Genomic DNA, 22247 nt, shown 5'->3' on the forward strand with positions numbered 1-22247 from the left:
ACACTTGCCTGCGCGCAGGGGCAAACAGGCGAGTGCAACCGTTGTCACCAGTTGAATGCTTGTCGATCAGTGCAGTGCTTTTTGCGCTTGTTGGTCCGCTACACGTACGGCCTTGAACTTGAAGCCGCGGTAGTCGTCGTTCTTCACGGCGGTCAGTTGTTCACTGAACGCACTCAAGCCGCCCATGTAGAAGTAGACCTTGTTGCTTTTGCCAGGAATGTTGGCGCCGAAGATCCAGGAGTCGGTCTTGGCGAACAGCGTCTGATCTGCGATTTCCTGGCAGGTCACTCCCCATTCATGCTCGCTCTGTGGATTGGGCTCCACGCAGGCCAGTTCGTTTTCTTCCATGAAGCCAATCAAATCCGATACCCACTCGACCTCTGTTTCAATGGTGGGTGGCAGGTTTGTGAATGGACCGTTGGGGCCAAGGATCATGAACATGTTGGGGAAGTTGGTGGTAGCGACCGAAAGGTAGCTTGATGGCCCATCCGCCCAGTGGTCCTTCATGGAAACATTGTCACGCCCGCGAATATCAATGCGTTTGTAGTTGCCATCCACCGCATCGAAGCCGGTCGCGAACACCAGCACATCCAACTCGTGCTCTACCCCATCGGCCGTGCGAATTCCATTGGCAGTGATCTCTTCAATGGGATTGGCTTTCACGTCTACCAGCGACACGTTGGAACGGTTGAAGGTGGCGTAGTAGCCGCTGTCACAGAGTGGCCGCTTCGCGTAAAGGTCGCGCGGCATCAACTTTCGCGCGGTTTCCGGATCTTTAACGATTTCAGCAATTTTCTCTCGGACGAAATCCTGAGCTGCAATGTTTGCTTCTTCATTGGTGGCAATATCGTTGAAGGTCTGGAACATGTATCGGAACCCGCCGCCAAAGTCCCAGGCACGCTGGAAGATGGCTTTACGTTCAGCAGCATCAACACTCATGGTAGGGATGTCGCTCTCAGGAAAACCGAACGCCAGTCGCGACGAGCGCACCTCTTTCCAGATCGCGTCATAATTGCGCTTGATGTCATCGACATATTCGCGATTGAGCGGGCCATTTCCCACCGGTACCGTATATTGTGCGGAACGCTGGAATACCGTCAGGTGGCCAACCGTAGGGGCGATCGCCGTGATGACTTGGCAACCCGTAGAACCGGTACCAATCACCCCTACGCGCTTGCCTTCGAGCACGGCATCGGCTGGCCAGTTGGCGGTGTGGTACATGTGCCCTTTGAATTGGTCCAAACCTTTGATTTTCGGCACGTTAGTCGCTGATAGCAGGCCCAGCGCCGTGACCAGGTATTTGGCGCTGTACTGATGACCATCGTCAGCGGTGACCAACCACCGATTGCATTCTTCGTCGAACACAGCGCGGGTGATACCCGTTTCCAGCTGGATATCACGACGTAGGTCATGTCGATCAACAACGTGATTCAGGTAAGACAGAATTTGCGGCTGAGTCAGGTAACGCGTGGTGATATCCCACTCTTGGCACAGCTCGCGATCCCAGGAAAAGCAATAGACAAACGACTCGCTGTCGGAAAGTGCACCGGGGTAGCGGTTCCAGAACCACGTGCCACCGATACCGCCAGCTTTGTCGAAGGCGCGAACTTTCAAGCCCAGTTCATCGCGCAACTTCTTAAGCATATAAATGCCGCCGAAACCTGCACCAATCACAATGGCGTCGTAGTTGATGATATCGGTGCCAACGGAGCGTTTAGCCAGAACTGTATTTGTCATTATGTTCTCCTGTTTCAATTAGAACGCCTGCTGGTATGAACTAACTTGAATGTGTCATTCAAAACTGCAGGCAAGCAGTAGCCGCCTCCCTGAGCCAGTGCCCAAGGAAGATCATCCTTAACGTGTGCTTAAAGGCCCAAGGCAGGCCCGTAGGTTCGACTAAAGCGAGAAGCCGCCGTCGACGGCGATGGCCTGGCCGGTGACGTGAGGTGCACAGGCCAGGTAGACCGCAAGCTGGCCCATGTCCTCCACGGTTTGCGCTTCCCCTTGAGGCAGCAGGCTGGACTGATGCCGCTCCCAGGATTGCACTTCGGATTCACCAGGCTGGGCCCAGCGGGCGGAAAGCCCTTCATCTCCACGCCACATGCCAGTGCCCACCACCCCTGGGCAGAGGGCGTTGACGGTAATACCTTCCCGAGCAACTTCCTTGGCAAAGGCGTTGGTAAAGCCGATCACCGCGAACTTGGAGGCGCTGTAATGGGAGAGATCCGGGAAACCCACTTTGCCGGCAATCGAGGCCAGGTTGATAATGCGGCCGAAACTGTTCTCACGCATCAGCTTGAGCTCGGCCTGGCAGCACAAAAACACTCCACGCGCGTTGATGTTCATGACGCGGTCCCATTCGCTGATCGCCAGTTCATCGACCCGGCCGAGGCTGACCACGCCGGCGTTGTTGACGGCCACGTCAAGACGGCCAAATGCTGACCTGACCTGCTCGATCATGCCGGCGACACTTTCGGCCTTGCTGACATCCACCTGCACGGCAACTGCTCGCCGACCCAGGGCACGAACATTCGCGGCAGCTTCTTCGGCGATATGGATATCGAAATCGGCGAGTACCAGATCAGCGCCGGCTTGGGCCAGGCTCAGCGCGATACCCTGACCAATCCCACGACCGGCACCGGTTACCAGGGCAACTTTGCCTGTCAGGGAAAACTCAACAGCTTTGAATTCGCTCATGTGATGCCTCTCATATTCATTATTGTTGTTGAGATGGAGCCGTCTCATGCGGCTCGCTAAGACAGTAAGAGCAAGTCGAATGCCAAGATTGGATAATCAGGCTGGGAAGCCCGTGATAGAGGGGCAAGGCGTTTGAAGTCACGTGTGACACACGCTGCCGATTTAACACATAACGTCTCCCTGACTTCATGCCATGCTGCGAACGTTGAGATGTTATGTCTCATCAGGGCCGGCGGGCTGATTCAGCTTGAAGGCCGCGCCAGTCCAGCCTTTAATGGACCTCTCAAAAAAATAAGATCCAATCTTCGGAGGTACCATGTCCTCTGGTTTGTCAAAGGTTCACGTCGAGCATGTGAATCGCGTATTGCGCACTGCCGAACACGCGCCGACCCTGCCGGTGCCAAATGTCATCCTCGATTCCTGGCGCCGCTCGGTCCAGCACTACAAGCTCGACCCAGGGGGGCTGCACGGCCCTAGGGTGCTTGAGGCCCATCAACTAAGCGAGCATCGCGAACGTGTGGAGGATTTTCTGCAGTTGGCCGGCAATGAAATTTCGCGATTGCACAGCCGCGTGCGTGACGCCGACTACTGCGTGATGCTCACCGATACCCTGGGATGTACGGTGGACTACCGGATCGAATCGAACCTACGCAGCGAGTACCGTCGCGCGGGGATGGATGTAGGAACCTGCTGGTCGGAAGACGTAGAGGGTACGACAGCAGTCTGCGCCGTGTTGATCGACAAAATCCCGGTCACTGTGCACAAACAGGATCATTTCCGCGCGGCATTCATTGGCAATACCTGTTCCGCAGCCCCCATATTTTCACCCAACGGTGAGATGCTGGCGGTACTGGATGTCTCCTCAGTGCGCGCGCCCGATGATCGACGCAGCCAGCATCTGATTCGGCAAATGGTTATCCAGAGTGCCACCGACTTGGAAAATGCGTACTTCATGTACAGTACCCAAGACTTGTGGGTGCTGCGTGCGCACCCCCTGCCTGGTTATGTCGACAGCCAGCCGCAATGCCTGTTCGCCTGGGATCGCGATGGCCGGATCGAAGCACTCAACCCTGCCGCGCAACGACTGCTGATACAGCGCTGTGGAAAGGTTCCTGCGCATATCGACGAAGCCTTTGCATCGGTTCAGTTGCCCACTGCCGGTGACGACAGCATCCACTTCCTACCTGCCATGGGACTGCATGTGCGCCTCAAAGCGCCGCGGCGCCCCGTCAGCGTGCCCGTGGCGAGCAACCTGTCGTCGGCACTCGATCCCAAGGTTGCGCAAGCGCTGGAACTGGCGGTACGTGTTAAGGACCGTGGGCTCCCGGTCTTGCTCCATGGAGAAACCGGAGCCGGCAAAGAACACTTCGCAATGCAATTGCATCGGGCCAGTAAACGTCGTGACAAGGCCTTCGTTGCCATCAACTGCGCGGCAATACCTGAGAGCCTGATTGAAAGCGAACTGTTTGGCTATGCGGCCGGAGCGTTCACCGGTGCCTCCAGCAAAGGCATGCGCGGGCTGTTGCTGCAGGCTGACGGCGGTACCTTGTTCCTGGATGAAATCGGAGATATGCCGCTCACCTTGCAAACGCGTCTACTCAGGGTCTTGAGCGAGGGCGAGGTGGCGCCATTGGGGGGCGCGCGACCGCAGACGATCGACATCCAAATCATCTGCGCCAGCCACCGCGATATCGCAATGCTGGTCGAAACCGGCGACTTTCGTGAAGATCTGTTCTTTCGCTTGAGTGGTGCCCGCTTCGATATTCCCCCGCTGCGCGAACGCAAGGACAAGTTGGCGTTGATCACTAAATTGCTGGATGAAGAATGTGAGCGCTCTGGAGAGCGCCTGGAATTGAGCGAAGCGGCGCTTGAGATGCTATTGAATTACAGCTGGCCAGGAAATATGCGGCAGTTGCACCACGTGCTGCGATACGCCTGCGCCGTATGCAAAAGCCAAGTGATCTGCGTGGAGGATCTTCCCGCCTCGCTGAGCGTGACTGCTCCAACCAAAGGTTTGGACACTGCCTCCGGGAGCCCGGAACGCCAGGCCTTGATCGACACACTGGTGCGCAATCGCTGGAAGCCGATGTTGGCTGCACAGGAACTGGGGATTTCCCGCGCAACGCTATATCGCAAGGTTAATCTGTACGCTATAAAAATGCCGGGCAAAGGCTCTTACGACTAGCATTCACCAGGCGTCACCTACGACTGACGCCTGGTGTTGTTCCTCGCTCAGAGGGCTTGCAGCAACGCAGGCACAGCTTCGAACAAGTCTGCCACTAGCCCGTAATCAGCCACCTGGAAGATCGGTGCGTCTTCGTCCTTATTGATCGCAACGATCACCTTGGAATCTTTCATGCCGGCCAGGTGCTGAATGGCACCGGAGATACCGACAGCGATGTACAGCTGCGGCGCAACGATCTTGCCGGTCTGACCGACTTGCATGTCGTTGGGTACGAAACCGGCGTCGACGGCGGCACGGGAAGCACCGACCGCAGCGCCCAGCTTGTCAGCCAGCGCATACAGGTGCCTGAAGTTGTCGCCGTTCTGCATGCCACGGCCGCCGGAAACGACGATCTTGGCAGCGGTCAGTTCAGGACGATCAGACTTGGCCAGCTCTTCACCGACAAACGCCGACTTGCCGGCATCGTGGGCAGCGGCAACCGCTTCGACAGCCGCCGAACCGCCTTCTGCGGCAACGGCGTCAAAGCCGGTAGCACGCACGGTGATGACCTTGACCGCAGCGCTAGACTGCACGGTGGCAATGGCGTTGCCCGCGTAGATCGGACGCTTGAAGGTGTCGGCCGACTCAACCGAGATGATCTCGGAGATCTGGTCAACGTCCAGCAGTGCGGCAACCCGCGGCAGGATGTTCTTGCCGTTGGAGGTCGCAGGTGCCAGCACGTGGCTGTAGGCCTTGCCGATCTCGGCAACCAGCGGCGCAACGTTCTCTGGCAACTGGTGCGCGTAGGCAGCGTTGTCGGCAACCAGCACCTTGCTGACGCCAGCGATGTTCGCAGCGGCCTGCGCTACGGCGCCAACGCCCTGGCCAGCAACCAGTACGTGAATATCACCACCGATGTTCGCAGCAGCGGCAACAGTGTTCAGGGTAGCCGGGGCAACGGCACCGTTTTCGTGTTCAGCGATAACCAGGATAGCCATCAGATCACCTTCGCTTCAGTTTTCAGTTTCTCGACCAGTTCAGCCACCGATTTGACCTTGATGCCGGCGCTTCGGTTAGCTGGAGCGTCGACGCGCAGGATCTGTTGGGTAGAGACAGTGGATACGCCCAGGGCGCTCGGGGTGACGGTTTCCAGCGGCTTCTTCTTGGCCTTCATGATGTTCGGCAAGGACGCGTAGCGCGGCTCGTTCAGGCGCAGGTCGGTGGTGACGATGGCGGGCAGGTTCAGTGCAACGGTCTGCAGGCCGCCGTCGATTTCACGGGTGACGTTGACCTTGTCACCGGCGACTTCAACCTTGGAAGCGAAGGTGCCCTGAGCGAAACCGCTCAACGCTGCCAGCATCTGACCGGTCTGGTTGTTATCGCTGTCGATGGCTTGCTTGCCAAGGATCACCAGCTGTGGCTGCTCCTTGTCGACAACCGCCTTGAGCAGTTTGGCCACGGCCAGGGAATTGAGCGCTTCAGCGGACTCGACCAGGATGGCACGGTCGGCGCCCAGCGCCAGCGCCGTACGCAGTTGCTCCTGAGCAGTGCTCGGACCGATGGTAACGACGACGATCTCGGTCGCCACGCCTTTTTCCTTCAGGCGTACGGCCTCTTCCACAGCGATCTCGCAGAAGGGGTTCATGGACATCTTGACGTTAGCAAGGTCGACGCCGGAGTTGTCCGCCTTGACGCGAACCTTGACGTTATAGTCGACCACCCGCTTGATGGCTACGAGGACTTTCATGGATAGCTCCATAGCAAAATAGTGAATCCACGCCATCGGCGTGGCAGAGAAACAGGTCAGCACTCACCCAACTGCTCAATCACGCCGCGAGCCTTCAATTGTGCGAGGCGCTCGTCATCCAGCCCTAGCTGACGCTTGAGGACCTCATCCGTGTGCTCACCAAGCATCGGCGCAGGACGCAGGTATTCCACTGGTGTGCCTGACAGTTTGATCGGGCTACCAACAGTCACGAAATCTGCCTTTAGCGGATGAGGGATAGTTACCAGCATGTTGCGCGCCTTGACCTGAGGCTCATCCAGAGCTTGGGCGATACTGTTGATCGCCCCGATCGGTACCCCGCGCGGGTGGACACGGCCAATCCAGTCCTCTGCACGCCCCTGGAGGAAATGCCGCGACAAAATCTCGATGATTGCCTCCCGATTTGCTACCCGGTCGGCGTTGCGCGTGAAACGCGGGTCTTCAGGTAGATGCGCCAGGCCAATGGCCTCACACAATGCGACGAACTGTGAGTCGTTGCCGCAGGCGATAATAAAATCCTGATCACTGGCACGGAATACCTGATACGGAACTATGTTGGCGTGAGCATTGCCATAGCGTCCAGGCGGCTTTCCCGAGGCAAGGTAGTTCTGGCTCTGGTTACACAAGGTTGCAACCTGTACATCCAGCAACGCCATGTCAATATGCTGGCCTACCCCGGTCTTTTCCCGGCTGAGGAGCGCAGCCTGAATGGCAACCGTAGAATAAAGTCCGGTCATCAGGTCGGAAAATGCCACACCGACCTTTTGCGGTCCACCACCGGGTAAATCATCGCGCTCCCCAGTGATGCTCATCAGGCCGCCGATTCCCTGCACGATAAAGTCGTAGCCCGGTTCAGCCGCACGCGGCCCGGTCTGCCCGAAGCCCGTGACGGAACAGTAGACCAGCCGCGGGTTCAACTGCGACAACGAGGCGTAATCCAGGCCGTACTTGGCCAGGGAACCGGCCTTGTAATTCTCGATCAGCACATCGCAGTGAGTCGCCAGCGCTCGTACCAATTCCTGCCCTTCAGGGCTGGCCAGGTTCAGCGCTACCGATAACTTGCCACGATTGGTCGACTGATAATAAGAGGCTTCGGACGTCAGTTGATCACTCTGGCCTTTCATCCAGGGTGGTCCCCAGCCACGGGTATCGTCACCAACGCCCGGTCGTTCGACCTTGATCACTTCTGCCCCGAGGTCAGCCAGTGTTTGTCCACACCAAGGGCCGGCAAGGACGCGGCTCAAGTCGAGCACGCGGTATCCAGTCAAAGCACCCATGTTATTTCACCTTTGCAGGAGCGCATTCACACACGCTCGATAACCATTGCCAGCCCTTGGCCGACACCAATACACAGGCTGACCACGGCATAGCGCTTGCCACTCTGCTGTAACGCCCGCGCTGCGCTCAGCGCCAGGCGCGCACCTGAAGCCCCCAAGGGATGACCCACCGCAATGGCGCCACCGTTGGGGTTAACCCGAGGATCATTGAAAGCCAGGCCCAACCCCTTCAGGCAAGCCAGTACCTGGCTGGCAAACGCTTCATTGATTTCGATGATATCCATGTCCGCCAGCGTCAGGCTGGCACGCGCCAAGGCTTTGTTAATCGCTTCAACCGGACCAACACCCATGATGCGCGGCGCCACTCCCGCAGCCGCGCTCGAAAGGATGCGCACCATGGGCTGCAATCCGTGCCGCTCTCCTGCGGCAGAAGAGCCAATCAGCAGTGCGGCGGCCCCATCGTTGACACCTGACGCATTGCCAGCAGTGACTACACCGCCCTCGTGCAGAGGCCGCAGGCGACTCAACGCGGCAAGATCAGATTGCGGCCGTGGGTGCTCATCCTGCTCCACTAGGTTGGGTGGCGTCTTACGACCAGTGGGCACATTGACGCCCAACAATTCGTCATCGAAGAATCCGTTCGCACGCGCGGCTTCGTAGTTAGCCTGCGAGCGTGCTGCGAAGATGTCGGCCTGTTCTCGGTCGATACCATATTCCTGGGCTACGTTGTCACCGGTCTGCGGCATGCTGTCATTGCCAAACTCTGAAACGATCTTCGGATTCGGAAAGCGTGCGCCGATCGTGCTGTCATACACCGAGAAATCACGGCTGTAGGCCGCCTCGGCTTTGGCCATGACGAACGGCGCGCGCGACATGCTCTCTACCCCGCCGGCCACTAACAGTTCACCTTCCTGGCAGGTGACAGCGCGAGCAGCATCGATCACCGCAGCCAGGCCACTGGCGCACAAACGATTGACCGTCTGCCCTGGAACCGTTACCGGCAATCCGGCAAGCAGCGCTGCGTGGCGCGCGATATTGCGGCTGTCTTCACCGGCTTGGTTAGTATTACCGAGGATCACATCCTCGATTGCGTCGCCGGGTATGGCATGGCGGGCCAGCAGTTCCCGGATCACATGGGCAGCAAGGTCGTCGGGGCGTACAGGCGCCAATGCGCTGCCGTGGCGGCCGAAAGGGGTGCGCAATCCCGCAAAAATGTAAGCATCGAGCATGGCAGTATCCTAAGCGTTGAAAGGTCAGATCAGTGTCGGTTCGGGATGGCACAACGACAGACCAAGTGCCGCGCGACGGCGCAACCAAGGGCCAGGCCGATAGCGCGGGTCTCCGGTCAGTTCCGTCATGCGCTCCAAGATCGTCAGCAAGCGTTGGGCACCGATGCTGTCACCCCAGGCCAACGGACCTTGCGGGTAACCCAGCCCGCGTCGCACGCCTTCATCCAGGTCTTCAACGCTGGCAATACCCTGTTGAACGATTTCGCCTGCCAGGTTAACGATCATTGCCAGCACACGCTGGGCGACGAAGCCGACGCTGTCATTGATCACACTTACGCCCACGCCATCGCTAGCCAGCAACGCATGTGCGGCATCACGCATATCGATGCGGATGGCTGGTGTCAGCATGAGCGTGCGGTAGCGCGCGCAATCAAGCAGCGGGTCGATGCACACCGTTCGCGCCGGGTCGACGCCGAACCGCTGTGCCGCGCAGGTCGCATCCACCCCGTAGGGTGCCAGCAGGCACAATGCCACGTCAGAGGGCATGGCCCCCTGCTCTACTCGCGCGCCCAGTCGCTCGAGCAATGCGCTGAGGCTGGCATGGTCGGTATCGTTTTCAGTACCCAGCCACACCGGCGGCATAGCATCTATGACGGGGACAGCCTGGGCTTGCGGGGCGTCAACGATCTGGCCGTTGGCATAGCGGTAGAAACCGCGGCCGACCTTACGCCCGACATATCCGGCTTCAAGCATTTGCCGGGTTAGTGCTGCGGGGCGATAACGGGGCTCTTGGTAGAACTGGTTATAGATTGACTCGATTACCGGGTGAGAAACATCCAGTGCCGTCAGGTCGAACAACTCCAGCGGCCCCATGCGGAAGCCCAGTCCGTCACGCAGGATCCGATCAATTTCAGCCGGCTGCGTCACGCCTTCCTTGAGTATCTGTAGGGCTTCTGTGCTGTACGCACGTCCGGCATGGTTGATGATGAAACCGGGGGTATCTTTGGCTCGAATCCCACGATGTCCCATGCGCTTAGCCAACGCCTGCAATCTATCGCCGACGCTCGGATCACTGGCCAAGCCATCAATGACCTCCACCACTTTCATCAGTGGCACCGGATTGAAGAAGTGGAAGCCCGCCACTCGCTCAGGATGGCGGCACTCTCGAGCGATACTGGTTACCGACAACGATGACGTATTGGTGGCAAGAATACAGTTGTCTCGTACAACGGCCTCCAGCTGTGCAAGCAACGCCTGCTTGGCATCCAGCCGTTCAATGATGGCTTCCACCGCTAGGTCGACGTCACTGAGTTCCGACAATACAGCTGCAACCCTAAGGCGTTCGAGTGTCGCCTGCGCGTCGCTAGCCGTCATCTTGCCCTTGGCCACAAGTTTATCCAGGGTTTGACTCAAATTTTCGCGAGCGGTATGGGCTGCGCCTTCTCGATTGTCAAACAGCAAGACCTCAATGCCTGCCTGGGCGGCAATCTGAGCGATGCCAGTCCCCATGACGCCTGCGCCCACGACAGCTATTTGTCTGATTTCACGTGTCATGCGTCACTCCCCGGAAAAGCTGGCTTTGCGTTTTTCAAGGAAGGCACTGGCACCCTCTTTTTGATCCCTGGAGTCAAACAACAACTGAAATGCCTTGCGTTCCAAGGCCAGTGCGCTGTCCAGGGGTAGATCCGCACCGAGCAACATCACTTCCTTAATCTGCCCGACAGCCAGCGGGGGCAGCTCGGCTATTTGTGCAGCGAGTTCAAGTGCTCGTGGCAGCGTGCGCTCATCACTCACCACCTCGCTGACCATGCCCATGGCAAGCGCCTCGGGTGCTGGCACCAGGCAGCCGGTCAGAGCGATACGCATTGCCTGGAATTTGCCGACAGCGCGGATCAACCGTTGAGTCCCTCCGGCGCCCGGCATCAGGCCAAGTTTGACCTCCGGCTGCCCGAAGCGCGCCGATTGGCCGGCGACGATGATGTCGCAATGCATCGCCAGTTCGCAGCCGCCGCCCAGGGCAAACCCATTCACTGCGGCAATCACCGGTTTAGGACAGCGAGCGATGGCGTCCCATAGGTATTCCGTGTGGCGACGATACATCTCAATTGGGCTGGCCTGGGCAAACTCGCGGATGTCGGCCCCTGCGACGAAGCACTGCTCACCGCCGGTGAGGACGATCGAGCGGACGCGGTCATCACTAGCCAATGCGTGGAAGATAGCTGCCAGTTGTTCACGTACTGCGATGCTGAGAGCGTTCTTGGCTTCGGGCCGCTCGATGCGAACCACAGCGACCGCATTATCTTGGATGTGTAGGTGTACGACAGTTTCTGGTGGGGAGTTCATAGCGACCTCTTATTTTTGTTTCGCCTAGCGAAACTGAATACCGTAATTACGATCAATCATAGGTAGGCTTGCAAATCCCTGTAAACAGAAAAAGCAAAAGATCTATATAAATCCTTTATTAACAATAAGTTACGATTTCAAATAAAGGCACTTCTCTTTTGACAATCCAATGAATATAATTTCGCCTGACGAAACTGAATTTTATTTTCTTGCATTTTTCTGAAATGAGGTTCTACCATGGCTCGCATCAAGGCAGATCAACAGGCCACTGACACGGCAACGGGAGCGGATGAAATCGGGTTACTGAAGATGGGCATGCTCGACCCCGCCAATGCATTGAGCGAAGACGAAAACAGCGGTCAGTTCGTGACGGCATTGGCGCGTGGCCTGGAACTGATGAGGTGTTTCACTCCGCGCGACAACGTGCTGGGTAATCAGGAGTTGGCGCGTATGACCGGCCTTCCCAAACCGACCGTGACGCGGTTGACCAATACGTTGATGCGCCTGGGCTGCCTAAAACGAGAAGTGCATTCAGGCAAATATCAACTGGATGTCGGGGTGTTGGGCTTTGGCTACGCCATGCTGTCGAATCTGGCGATTCGAGCGGTCGCCCATCCGTTGATGGAGGATCTGGCCAACCATGCCCAGGCAGCGGTCGCCATGGCCTCTCGCGATCGCCTGCAGATGGTGTATCTGGATGTGGTTCAGGGCCAGGGCAACATGACAATGCGTCGTCAGATCGGCAGCTACTTGCCACTGGCACAAAGTTCTGTAGGGCGCGCTTGCCTGGCAGCAATGCCGGAAACCGAACGGGAGTTTCTGCTCGATCACATCCGCCAGCGCGAGTCGGATCAGTGGCCAACGATTCGCAAAGGGCTGGACCGGGCATTCAGGGATTACACCGACTACGGCTTCTGCCTATCAATCGGTGAGTGGCATCGCGACGTTAACTCTGTTGCTGTGCCATTGCTACACCCCCAGTACGGGTTGCTGACCTTCAACTGCGGTGGGCCGAGCTTTCAGCTGACGCGCGAACGACTGATGGACGATATCGGGCCCCGCCTGATCAACATGGTTAACAACATTGGCGCCGCTGCTCGCTGACGCAACGGAGTAACGGCGCCCTAATAAAGACCCGCTTGCTTGCGAGCGATAGGAGCGCACATGATCCGTGATACCGAAACCCTGGACATCCTGTTGGATTCACTTCGTCAGTTCGTTAGCGAAGTACTGATCCCCCGGGAAAATGAGGTGTCTGAAACTGACACGATTCCCAAGGACATTGTCGAGCAGATGCAAGCAATGGGGCTGTTTGGCCTGACGCTGCCGGAAGAGTTTGGCGGGTTGGGTGTCACCATGGAGGAAGAGGTGAACATCGCCTTCGAGCTGGGGCGCACTTCCCCAGCATTTCGCTCCTACATCGGCACCAACAATGGGATCGGCTCCATCGGCATTCTGCTGGATGGTACTGCAGAGCAGAAACAGCATTACCTGCCCCAGCTCGCCAGTGGCGATCTGCTCAGTTCCTTCTGCTTGACCGAACCCGACGCGGGCTCTGATGCCGCTTCACTGAAGACCACCGCCGTTCGCGACGGCGACAGCTATGTCCTCAATGGCACCAAGCGTTTCATCACCAATGCTCCTCACGCCGGTATTTATACTGTGATGGCGCGAACCAGCACTGATATCAAAGGTGCAGGCGGGATCAGCGCTTTCATCGTCGAGCGCGGCACGCCGGGTGTGTCACTGGGCAAGCCTGATCACAAAATGGGCCATAAAGGCGCCCATACCTGCGACGTGATCTTCGAGAACGCACGAGTGCCCGCGAGCCAATTGATCGGTGGTGTCGAGGGTGTAGGTTTCAAAACCGCTATGAAAGTGCTCGACAAAGGACGCCTGCATATTGCGGCGTTGAGCGTGGGTGCGGCTGAACGGATGCTCGATGATGCCCTGCGTTATGCATTGGAGCGTAAACAGTTCGGCAAACCTATTGCTGAATTTCAACTGATCCAGGCGATGCTTGCCGACAGCAAAGCAGAAATCTACGCCAGTCGCTGCATGGTGCTGGACGCCGCTCGCAAGCGCGACGACGGCCATAACGTCAGTACCGAAGCCTCCTGCGCCAAGATGTTCTCAACGGAGATGTGCGGGCGCGTTGCCGACCGCTGCGTACAGATTCATGGAGGTGCCGGCTATGTCAGTGAATATGCCATCGAGCGCTTCTACCGGGATGTGCGGCTGTTCCGCATCTATGAAGGTACTACCCAGATCCAGCAGATCGTCATTGCTCGAAACATGATCCGTGATGCTCAAGGCTAGGGCCGAGCGCGCTTAGCTCCAGAACCACCATAAATACAATGACGGGTAGCCATGATTCATAACAGAACGAAATCGTCACTGCATTACGCCGGTATCCCGGTCGAAGAAGCCGGCATTGATCCCCGCAACCTGGCAGTGGGCATGTAATCACTTATAAATAAGCACCCCGCAGGGCTCGGTGGTCGCTTTGAGGGCAACTGCCGAGGTTGCGAACAGCTTCTCAAGCACCTTCATCGTGTGAGCCCTGCTCCTACAACCAACTCGCTGATCGCCGCCATCGTTCGGCGAATGAGCACATCGTTACGGCGATCTGGATGGATTGCCAACCATATATCCAGAGTGAGCATTGTCTCGCGGGCATCCAATCGCACTAGGCGCTCATCTCTATCAGCAAGAAAGCACGGCAGTCCAGCCACGCCGATACCCGAACAGGCTGCTTCGTATTGGTTGCTCAGGTCAGATACCTCACAGATCACCCGCCGGTCGCCAATCACTTCATATAACCATCGCTTGTGATCGAAATCTTTCTGCCGCTCTGTATACCCCACAAAATCCCACCGCGAAGGGTCTGACGACCAGGGGTACGTGTGTGCTGCGTAAAGCCCGAAGTCGACGTGACCTATCTTTTTGATGATGTCTGTGTCTGTGGAACCGGCAGCGAGTCGAATTGCCAAATCTGCTTCAAGGCGGGCCAGTGACGCGAAATGGGATTCGCTGAAAATGGACAGTTTTACCTGTTCAAGCTTTTGGGAAAGGGAGAGCAAATGAGGTGCCAGAAAATGTCGAGCGAGTATTGGAGGGGCAGAGATCGATACGGTCGCTCGTTCTTGCTCACCCAAGCCTGCCACCATGCGCTGGACGCTGTAGGCATGCTGTTCAATTTCCAGGGCTTGCTTGAGCACTTGCTGCCCCGCGATAGTTAGCTGTGCTTCACGGGGTAGACGGTTAACCAGGCGCACACCCAGGCTTGACTCCAAAGCTATCAACCGTCGACTCACTGTCGCTTGGTCCACCTGAAGGGCACGGGCTGCACCCGATAATGTGCCGGACTGTCCAATGGCCAAAAAAAAGCGTAAATCTTCCCAATTCATAATCTATGCAAACCTGCATGGCAAGTACGCAAATTTTAGTATTTACGCATGGTATGGCAAGTTTTAATCTCGATTCATCTCCGTCCGCTTCTGGTTTGCCATGTACAACGCAACAAAACTCTCCGCCATCCAGGTGGCAGCGTGCCTGGGCTTCTTCGTCGTACAACTGGATGTGAGCGTGGTCAACGTGGGTCTGGGCGCCTTGAAGGCAGCTTTTGATACCAACCTCACTGGTTTGCAGTGGGTGATCAACAGCTACGCACTTACCTTCTCGGCCTTGCTGATTTTTGGTGGCAGTTGCGGCGACAAACTGGGCGCCAAGTCGGTATTCGTCGGCGGGTTCATCGTTTTCACCCTGAGTTCCCTAGGTTGCGCAATTGCGGGCAGCATGGCTCAGCTGATCAGCTTTCGTTGCCTACAGGGGCTAGGCGCAGCATTGATGATTCCTACATCACTCACCCTTCTGCGGCTCAACTTTACCAACCCCGAACAGCGCAAAGCGGCAGTGGCATTATGGGGAGCCAGTGGAGGTATCGCCCTAGCGGCCGGACCGGTGCTTGGCGGTCTGATGATCGAGCATCTCGGCTGGCGCAGCGTGTTTTTGATCAACATCCCATTGGGCCTTTTGGCCATCGCGTTGACGTTGCGTTTCACGCCGGCTTCACCCAAGGTAGAAAAACGCGTAGACGTGTATGGTCAAGTGACCATCGCGTTGGCACTGGCGCTGTTGACCTACGGACTGACCGAGGCAAGTGAGCGAGGCTGGTCACTGATACCTATATCGGTTCTCGCTACTTCTTGCTCAGTGCTGTTGGCCTTTGTCCTTATCGAACAGCGAGTGACTGCTCCCATGATTCCAGTTCGCCTTGCACGTAACAACGTGCTTATAGCGATGATGCTGACGGGGTCGGTCATCAATTTCACGTTTTACGGCGTCGTCTTCGTCCTGAGCATTTATTTCCAGACGATTCTGGGCTACGACGCTGTGCAAACGGGTTTTGCGTTCATCCCGCTAACGGCTGTCATGGCCTTCTCTTCGCTAACTTCGGCCAGGGTTGCCCGGCACTTCAGCGCGTTGCAAATCATGACAATGGGTGTCGGCCTGCAGATATCAGGCTTCTTGCTACTGTCACGAATCACTCCTGAAAGCGCTGCCTGGATGCTGGATTCAGCGCTGATGATCGTCGGGATTGGAAGCGCAGCCACCGTACCCTCGATGAACAACACCATGCTCGCGGCGGTAACCCAGCAAGACGCCGGAATCGCCTCTGGGTTGATGTCGTCTGCACGACAAGTTGGAGGTGTATTGGGCGTGGCAATCTTTGGCCTTTTGATTGCCCATACAGATAGATTGGCATTTACTCAAGGCATGTCGACATCAATGCTCTTGTGCGTGGCTGCACTGGCCCTGTGTTTGGTAACTAACCTATGGATGGTTCGGAAAGCGGATAGCTCGGTTCTCGCACACTGAGCCGTCCCAACCTCAATCTCCCGATACCGGCAGTGCCACGGATCATTCAAGCTTGCCTCTCTCGCCCATCACTAGCAGCGTATCAATCAAACAGCGCACCTTGGGCCTTAAATGCGCGGTCTTGGGTCACAACGCGTAGACAGCCACCAGCTCGGGCTCGAAAGATTCCAACACGCTTAGCAGGCTACCCGCCTCCAAATGCTCGCGCAAAACGCAAAATGCAAACGCATATGGGCATCTGGCATCCCCCTAGACCGGCCAGCGCAAAGTCGATTATCGCCGCACCATCGCCAATCTGGTTTGTGCGCGGGAGGCACAATGTGCGTGCCTTGGCCGTCCTTCATCACCTGCCAGCCCAAGGGCTGGCCTCGTCTGAAAGTAACGATGCGTGGGTGCTGGTCAACTTCTTCCAGTGATGTCGGTGTGCCCCGAGCCTGCAAGTAAGCAGGAGCTGCACAGAGGATCAGGCGTTGACGTGCCAAAGGCCGGGCGATCAAACCTTGATGGTCGCCTGGGTCGCAGAAGTGGATAACCAGATCCACCCTTTCTTCCATGGGGTCGATGAGATGGTCTGGGCCTGACCAACGAATCGGGCTTTTATCGCAAGGGCCTGGTGGACTCTGTCGACAGCCAGCTCAACAGCAGTTCCGGCACCATTTAAGTGACAGCGCGGTTCGGTAATCAGAGTAACCAGCTGGTGCCGGGCATGTAGGTGGATGAAAGTGTACAGTGGCAGACATAGCCGCTGGGTGACGGCGCAGATCGCCATTAGATAGCCGCAGCATCGGCTGCTGACCGTGGGAAAGCCGTCCTAGACAAAAAGAGCCGTCCGTACCCGAACGATACGGACGACCCAAAAACCAAAGCAGCGGTGTCGGGATAAAACTCAGAAAGGATATGGTTGGCCCGACGGCTCCACCGTTACCCATTTCACCTCAGTGAACTCTTCGATCACTGCACTGCCATCGAAGCGGCCATATCCGCTTTTCTTCATGCCGCCGTAAGGCGCCTGCGGCTCGTTTTGCACGGTCGCACCATTGATGTGAACGCAGCCAGCATCCAGGCGGCTGGCGAGGCCGAGTGCTTTGGTGACGTCACGGCTGAAGATCGAAGATGAAAGACCGTAGGCTGTGTCGTTGGCAACGGCCAAGGCCTGCTCGGCCCCTTTTACCCTGACGATGGTGGTTACCGGGCCAAAGGTCTCCTCATCGTAGATGGCCATTTCCCGGGTCACGCAGTCGACCAATGTCGGGCCCATCAGTGCGCTCTGGGCGAGCCCCCCAGTGACAATTTTGGCTCCCTTGTTAACCGCATCATCCAGCAGATGATTGATCCGCTGTACGGAACCTTGACCAATCATGGGGCCGATCACACAGGCTGGAGATTTCGTCGGCAAGCCCGTCTCGAGTGCGCTGACTCGCTCGGCAAAGCGGGCGACGAACACGTCCGCTACAGCTTCGTCCACCACGAAGCGCTCCGTGGACATGCAAATCTGCCCCTGGTACAAAAACGCGCCAAACACTGCGGCGTTTACAGCGCCCTCGATATCAGCATCATCCAGAACGATGAAAGGCGCTTTGCCCCCCAGTTCCAGCAGGCAACGCTTAAGATGGGTCGCACAGGTTTGCGCAATCATGCGACCGACCTTGGTTGAGCCTGTGAAGTTGACGCGACGTACGGTGTCATGGGCAACCAGTGCTTCGGTAACCGCCGCAGCATCTTCCGGAGCACTGATCAGAAAGTTGAGAACGCCCGCTGGCAAGCCGGCTTCGTAGAATGCCTCAGCCAGCAAAGCATGGGTGCGCGGGCTGCTCTCGGACCCCTTGAAGATCACCGTATTGCCGCACGCCAGTGGATACGCGATCGCCCGCGCGCCAAGAATGACCGGACCGTTCCATGGCACGATCGAAAGTACCGTACCGACCGGTTGGCGCAGGGTCATAGACAGAGCGCCTGGCTTGTCGGTGGGTATGGTTTCACCCTTGATCTGCGTGGTCATTGCAGCAGCTTCACGCAGCAGGTTTGCAGATGCCCCCACATTGAATTGCGCCCACAGCTGCGAGGCACCGATTTCATCGGCCATTGCGACGCAGAAGTCCGTCATCTTGGCTTCGAGTGCATCGGCGGCGGCCAGCAAGATACGACGACGCTCTGTTGGCCCTGTACCAGCCCAGGTTCGGAACGCTCGCTCGGACGATTCTGCGGCACGCAGTGCGTCTGCAACGCTGCAAGCGGCACCGACGCTGACAGTATGCGAGCTGATGGGATCGACTCGCTGATAGGTCTTGCCGTCGGATGCGGATTGCTTCTGGTTATCTATCACCAGTTGTACAGTCATGGTAGATACCTCTAGGTAACAAAAAAATCAGGCTGCTGATACTGCCGGCATCCGCAAGATCGGCTTGATGGTCACGCCGCGCTCACTATCCGCCATGGCTTCGTTGACCTGATCGAACTCATAGAACTTGCATAACTTGTCGAATGGGAACCGACCTTGCAGGTAGAGATCCACAAGCTTCGGAATGAACGCGTTGGCGACCACGTCGCCCTGGACGATACCCATGATGCGTTTGCCAGGGATCATCACTTCGTTGATGTTGAACGCTACTTCAGTTCCGAACTTGGTCGCGCCAACGATGCCGCAAGTGCCAAGCGTGGCCAGTGCATCGATGGCTTGGCGCAGCACTTCCGCGCGCCCCGAACACTCCAGGCTGTAGTTGGCGCCGCCTGCGGTAATCTGTTGTATGCGCTCGACCGGGTTTTCTTCACAGCTGTTAATGACATGTGTCGCACCGAGTTCCAGCGCCAATTGAAGTCGGCTCGGGGTGACATCCACCGCGATGATGGTGGTCGCACCAGCGATACGGGCAGCCATGACTGAGGCCAGGCCGACTGCTCCTGCGCCGAAGGCGACGAAGCTGGAGCCAGCCTCGACCTTCAGTGCGTTCAGTACAGACCCTGCACCTGTCTGAATACCGCAACCCAGTGGCCCCAGCAATTCCAGCGGAGCCTCTTTGGCGACCTTGACCACGTTGCGTTCGTTGGCGATGGCATACGTCGAGAAGGATGACTGACCAAAGAAATGATCATGTATTGGCATGCCCGATTCACAGCCGCAGCTTGAAGCACTGCCATCCAAGCGACCGCCGCCAAAGTTCAGCGGATGCATGTGCGTGCAGTGCGCCGGGTGTCCTGTCTCACAAGGCAGGCACAGGCCGCAAGACATGTAGGTCATCACAACATGATCACCCGGTTTGACCGTTGTCACCGCAGAGCCGACCGCATCGATCACACCTGCGCCCTCGTGGCCGAGAATGATCGGCATCGGTGTAGGGAACAGTTGGTCGCGTACTACCATATCGGTGTGACAGACACCCGATGCCACAACCCGTACACGAACTTCAGTGGGACGGGGTGCTTCGATCAGCACATCCTCGACCTTCAGAGGTGCACCTGACTCTCGCAGGACTGCCGCCTGGATACGCATCTTCTGCATATTATCGTGGGACATTTGCTTCTCCTCGAATACTCACACTGGCCAGCGGCGCGGATCAGGCTGGTTGCAGTGCACGTGGTCGCTGGCTTCGCTCGGTCGCTTTCTGGCTCACTGCAGGGCGCAAGCAAAAGTCGAAGGTCATTTCGGCAAAACGCCCTTCCACACCCCTTGCCTTGGCGCGCTCAGCGTCGTCGACAAATTGGATATCGCCGATAAGTCCGTCACGGGTTGCGTAGGCGAAGTCATCCCACAGGTACTTGTCGTTGGACAGGTTGATCTGGGTAGTGAGATGTTCATGCCCAGGCGCGGAGATGAAGAAATGCACGTGCGCTGGACGCTGCCCGTGTCTGCCAAGCGTATCGAGACACTCCTGGGTAGGGCCGGCCGGGTTGCAGCCATATCCGGATGGTACGATGCTGCGCGCGCGGTACCGGCCCTGCTCATCCGTGATGATCCGGCGGCGCAGGTTGTATTCGGATTGACTCTTGTCGAAGTAGGAATAATTCCCTTCAGTGTTGGCTTGCCACAGGTCCACGACTGCACCAGCAATAGGCTGTCCCTGCAAGTCGACCACCTGCCCCTCAAGGAACATCACGGTCGCACGGTCATCCTCAGTCCCGTCATCCATGCGCGCGACACCTTCGTAGATCGGAGCACCTGCGACATAGAGTGGGCCCTCAATCGTGCGCGGGGTTCCGCCAGTACGGCCCTCGGCTTCATCCTTGGCATCGGCCAGAAGATCAAGAAAGTGTTCAATGCCCAGGCCGGCTACGAGCAAACCGGCTTCGTTCTTGGCACCCAGACGGTTCAGGTAGTCGACCGCTTTCCAGAATTCGTTTTCGGTAATTTCCAGGTCTTCGATCAGTCGCGCGACATCCTGCAGCACGCGCAGGATTATCTGTTTGCAGCGAGCATCGCCCCGGTCGTGATCAAAGCCGGCAGCTTGACGGAAAAACGCTTGAATTTCAGGCAGGTTGGAAATAGTGATCGCCATGGTGATGACACCTTCTTATATGTGTTCTGAGTGAGGCAAGGCATCAGCGCCCTGCCCTATCTTGGAATTGGATCAAGCCGCTTGCGCGTGCAAGCCGAGCTGCTCACGGGCCTGCTGCAGGTCTTCCTGCATGTCGTGATTCCACAGCCAGTCGAACCGCTCGGCGAGTACCTTGCCGAGCCGTTCCTTGTCTTCCAGTACCGCCGGGTCACGGAACTCGTAGAGTTCGCCAGCTTCCCAAGAGGTCCGCTGCACGCGGCATGCACGTGGCCGGCGTACTGCGTCATAGGCGTCGAGCACTGCCTGTGGACGCTTCTCCAGCACTTTCGGGTCAGCCAGCAGGCGCGCCAGCAGCCATGCATCCTCCAGCCCTTGCCCAGCGCCAGCGCCCTGGTGCGGCAACATGGCATGGGCAGCGTCCCCGATCAGGCCGACACGGCCATAGACGTAACCCGGCAACTCCGCCAGATCGTGAAGTGCCCACAGCGAAGGAGTTGGAATACATTCCAGAAGCACCTGCGCGGCGTCATCCCAGCCCTCGAACGCGGTCAGCATTTCTGCTTGTGTTGCGTTACGCACCCAAGGCGCGTCGCTGGGCCAGACCGGGTTTGGTTGACTACGATCGGAGATGAACGCGACGACGTTGATCAAGCGCCCTTGCTTGACCGGGAAGGTGAGGATGTGGCCGTCAAGCCCAAGGTACATCTGTGGAACATCGATAAGATGCTCATCAACGCCACGTGCCCGGTAGGCTTCGCGCAGTTGCTGGCTATCAATGAGGCCTCGGTAGGCACAGGTACCGCTGAAACGAGGCGCAGCAAGTGGCTGGTTCAAGCCTTGCAGCACATGGTCACGGATCGAAGACTTGATGCCATCGGCACCGATCAACAAGTCGCAGCGATGCTCAGTGCCATCAGTGAACGTTACTCGAACCTGTTCACCGTCCTGCTCCACGCACTGGGCACGTTTGCCAAACTGGGCGATGCCCTCAGGGAGCTGGCTGGCCAGGGCGTCGAGGAAGTCGGCACGATGCACAGACGATTGCCCGACACCTTCGGCAACGCTGCACCCCAGATACTGGGCATCGCGCCCCATGCGCCATTCGAACCAGATGTCCTGCCAAGGCGCAGGCGTGCTGTCAGCGATGTTGCGGTAGGGTTCGGCGATACCGAGGCCAGCGATGGCGCGCACGGCATTGGCGCCGAAGGAGACGCCTGCGCCTACTTCACCGAAAGCGGGCGCTGCTTCGAACAGTTGGACATTCAGATGAGTGTGACGGCACAGATCCAGTGCCAGAGCAACGCCTGCGATACCACCACCGATAATCGAGACGTTCAGAGCAGAAGTAGAGTTTTGCATAGCAAGGTACCCTTGGGGCTGATTGTTATTGGAGTTCACGGA

The 22247-nt window shown here is 57.6% G+C and carries 18 protein-coding genes; 4 read left to right on the plus strand and 14 right to left on the minus strand.

The window, feature by feature from the left end; all coding sequences use genetic code 11:
- Window positions 1-66: 66 nt before the first annotated feature.
- Both ACZ9H3_RS04220 and ACZ9H3_RS04225 read right to left on the minus strand, forming a co-directional pair.
- Entirely contained in the window at window positions 67-1737 is a 1671-nt protein-coding gene (locus tag ACZ9H3_RS04220) for a flavin-containing monooxygenase (RefSeq protein WP_476222692.1), read from the minus strand.
- Between the two features lie 159 nt (window positions 1738-1896).
- A complete protein-coding gene (locus ACZ9H3_RS04225; RefSeq protein WP_476219758.1) occupies window positions 1897-2697 on the minus strand; it encodes an SDR family NAD(P)-dependent oxidoreductase in 801 nt (266 codons plus the stop codon).
- A 316-nt stretch (window positions 2698-3013) separates the two neighbouring features.
- Here ACZ9H3_RS04225 and ACZ9H3_RS04230 point away from each other — a divergent pair, with 316 nt between their 5' ends.
- Window positions 3014-4882: a sigma-54-dependent Fis family transcriptional regulator gene (locus ACZ9H3_RS04230; protein WP_476219760.1), complete on the plus strand. Its 1869-nt coding sequence runs from the start codon at window positions 3014-3016 to the stop codon at window positions 4880-4882.
- Between the two features lie 47 nt (window positions 4883-4929).
- On the opposite strand, the gene ACZ9H3_RS04235 is transcribed toward ACZ9H3_RS04230, so the two are convergent.
- The 6 genes from ACZ9H3_RS04235 to ACZ9H3_RS04260 are packed head-to-tail and all read right to left on the minus strand — an operon-like array spanning window position 4930 to window position 11475.
- Window positions 4930-5859 carry an electron transfer flavoprotein subunit alpha/FixB family protein gene (locus tag ACZ9H3_RS04235; protein WP_476219762.1) on the minus strand — a complete coding sequence of 310 codons (930 nt, stop codon included), beginning with the start codon at window positions 5857-5859 and terminating at the stop codon, window positions 4930-4932.
- Entirely contained in the window at window positions 5859-6608 is a 750-nt protein-coding gene (locus ACZ9H3_RS04240; RefSeq protein ID WP_476219764.1) for an electron transfer flavoprotein subunit beta/FixA family protein, read from the minus strand. The genes ACZ9H3_RS04235 and ACZ9H3_RS04240 overlap by 1 nt, the downstream gene beginning before the upstream one ends.
- 56 nt (window positions 6609-6664) lie before the next feature.
- Window positions 6665-7903: a CaiB/BaiF CoA transferase family protein gene (locus tag ACZ9H3_RS04245; RefSeq protein WP_476219766.1), complete on the minus strand. Its 1239-nt coding sequence runs from the start codon at window positions 7901-7903 to the stop codon at window positions 6665-6667.
- 26 nt (window positions 7904-7929) lie between these two features.
- Window positions 7930-9132, minus strand: coding sequence for a 3-oxoadipyl-CoA thiolase (locus ACZ9H3_RS04250; protein WP_476219767.1), 1203 nt, complete (start codon window positions 9130-9132; stop codon window positions 7930-7932).
- A gap of 24 nt (window positions 9133-9156) precedes the next feature.
- Window positions 9157-10686: a 3-hydroxyacyl-CoA dehydrogenase gene (locus ACZ9H3_RS04255; RefSeq protein ID WP_476219769.1), complete on the minus strand. Its 1530-nt coding sequence runs from the start codon at window positions 10684-10686 to the stop codon at window positions 9157-9159.
- Window positions 10687-10689: 3 nt separating this feature from the next.
- Window positions 10690-11475 carry an enoyl-CoA hydratase gene (locus ACZ9H3_RS04260; RefSeq protein WP_476219771.1) on the minus strand — a complete coding sequence of 262 codons (786 nt, stop codon included), beginning with the start codon at window positions 11473-11475 and terminating at the stop codon, window positions 10690-10692.
- 237 nt (window positions 11476-11712) lie between these two features.
- On the opposite strand from ACZ9H3_RS04260, the gene ACZ9H3_RS04265 reads away from it, so the two are divergent.
- A complete protein-coding gene (locus tag ACZ9H3_RS04265; protein ID WP_476219773.1) occupies window positions 11713-12579 on the plus strand; it encodes an IclR family transcriptional regulator in 867 nt (288 codons plus the stop codon).
- Window positions 12580-12639: 60 nt separating this feature from the next.
- The gene (locus ACZ9H3_RS04270) at window positions 12640-13794 is read left to right on the plus strand and encodes an acyl-CoA dehydrogenase family protein (protein ID WP_476219775.1); all 1155 of its coding nucleotides are present in this window, start codon (window positions 12640-12642) and stop codon (window positions 13792-13794) included.
- A gap of 230 nt (window positions 13795-14024) precedes the next feature.
- Here the strand turns inward: ACZ9H3_RS04270 and ACZ9H3_RS04275 are convergent, their stop codons facing one another.
- A complete protein-coding gene (locus ACZ9H3_RS04275) occupies window positions 14025-14885 on the minus strand; it encodes a LysR family transcriptional regulator (protein ID WP_476219777.1) in 861 nt (286 codons plus the stop codon).
- 100 nt (window positions 14886-14985) lie between these two features.
- Between ACZ9H3_RS04275 and ACZ9H3_RS04280 the strand changes: the two genes are divergently transcribed.
- The gene (locus tag ACZ9H3_RS04280) at window positions 14986-16356 is read left to right on the plus strand and encodes an MFS transporter (protein WP_476219778.1); all 1371 of its coding nucleotides are present in this window, start codon (window positions 14986-14988) and stop codon (window positions 16354-16356) included.
- A 176-nt stretch (window positions 16357-16532) separates the two neighbouring features.
- On the opposite strand, the gene ACZ9H3_RS04285 is transcribed toward ACZ9H3_RS04280, so the two are convergent.
- From ACZ9H3_RS04285 to salA, 5 genes are all read right to left on the minus strand, one after another.
- Complete coding sequence (locus tag ACZ9H3_RS04285) at window positions 16533-16910, minus strand: LysR substrate-binding domain-containing protein (RefSeq protein WP_476219780.1); 378 nt, start codon at window positions 16908-16910, stop codon at window positions 16533-16535.
- 332 nt (window positions 16911-17242) lie between these two features.
- Window positions 17243-18694 carry an aldehyde dehydrogenase gene (locus tag ACZ9H3_RS04290; protein WP_476219782.1) on the minus strand — a complete coding sequence of 484 codons (1452 nt, stop codon included), beginning with the start codon at window positions 18692-18694 and terminating at the stop codon, window positions 17243-17245.
- A 27-nt stretch (window positions 18695-18721) separates the two neighbouring features.
- Window positions 18722-19867, minus strand: a complete 1146-nt coding sequence (locus tag ACZ9H3_RS04295) for an NAD(P)-dependent alcohol dehydrogenase (RefSeq protein WP_454241559.1) — start codon at window positions 19865-19867, stop codon at window positions 18722-18724.
- A 40-nt stretch (window positions 19868-19907) separates the two neighbouring features.
- A complete protein-coding gene (gene catA / locus ACZ9H3_RS04300; RefSeq protein WP_476219783.1) occupies window positions 19908-20846 on the minus strand; it encodes a catechol 1,2-dioxygenase in 939 nt (312 codons plus the stop codon).
- A 72-nt stretch (window positions 20847-20918) separates the two neighbouring features.
- Window positions 20919-22205 carry a salicylate 1-monooxygenase gene (salA, locus tag ACZ9H3_RS04305; RefSeq protein ID WP_476219785.1) on the minus strand — a complete coding sequence of 429 codons (1287 nt, stop codon included), beginning with the start codon at window positions 22203-22205 and terminating at the stop codon, window positions 20919-20921.
- Window positions 22206-22247: the final 42 nt, after the last annotated feature.

This window comes from Pseudomonas sp. TE3910, assembly GCF_056279025.1.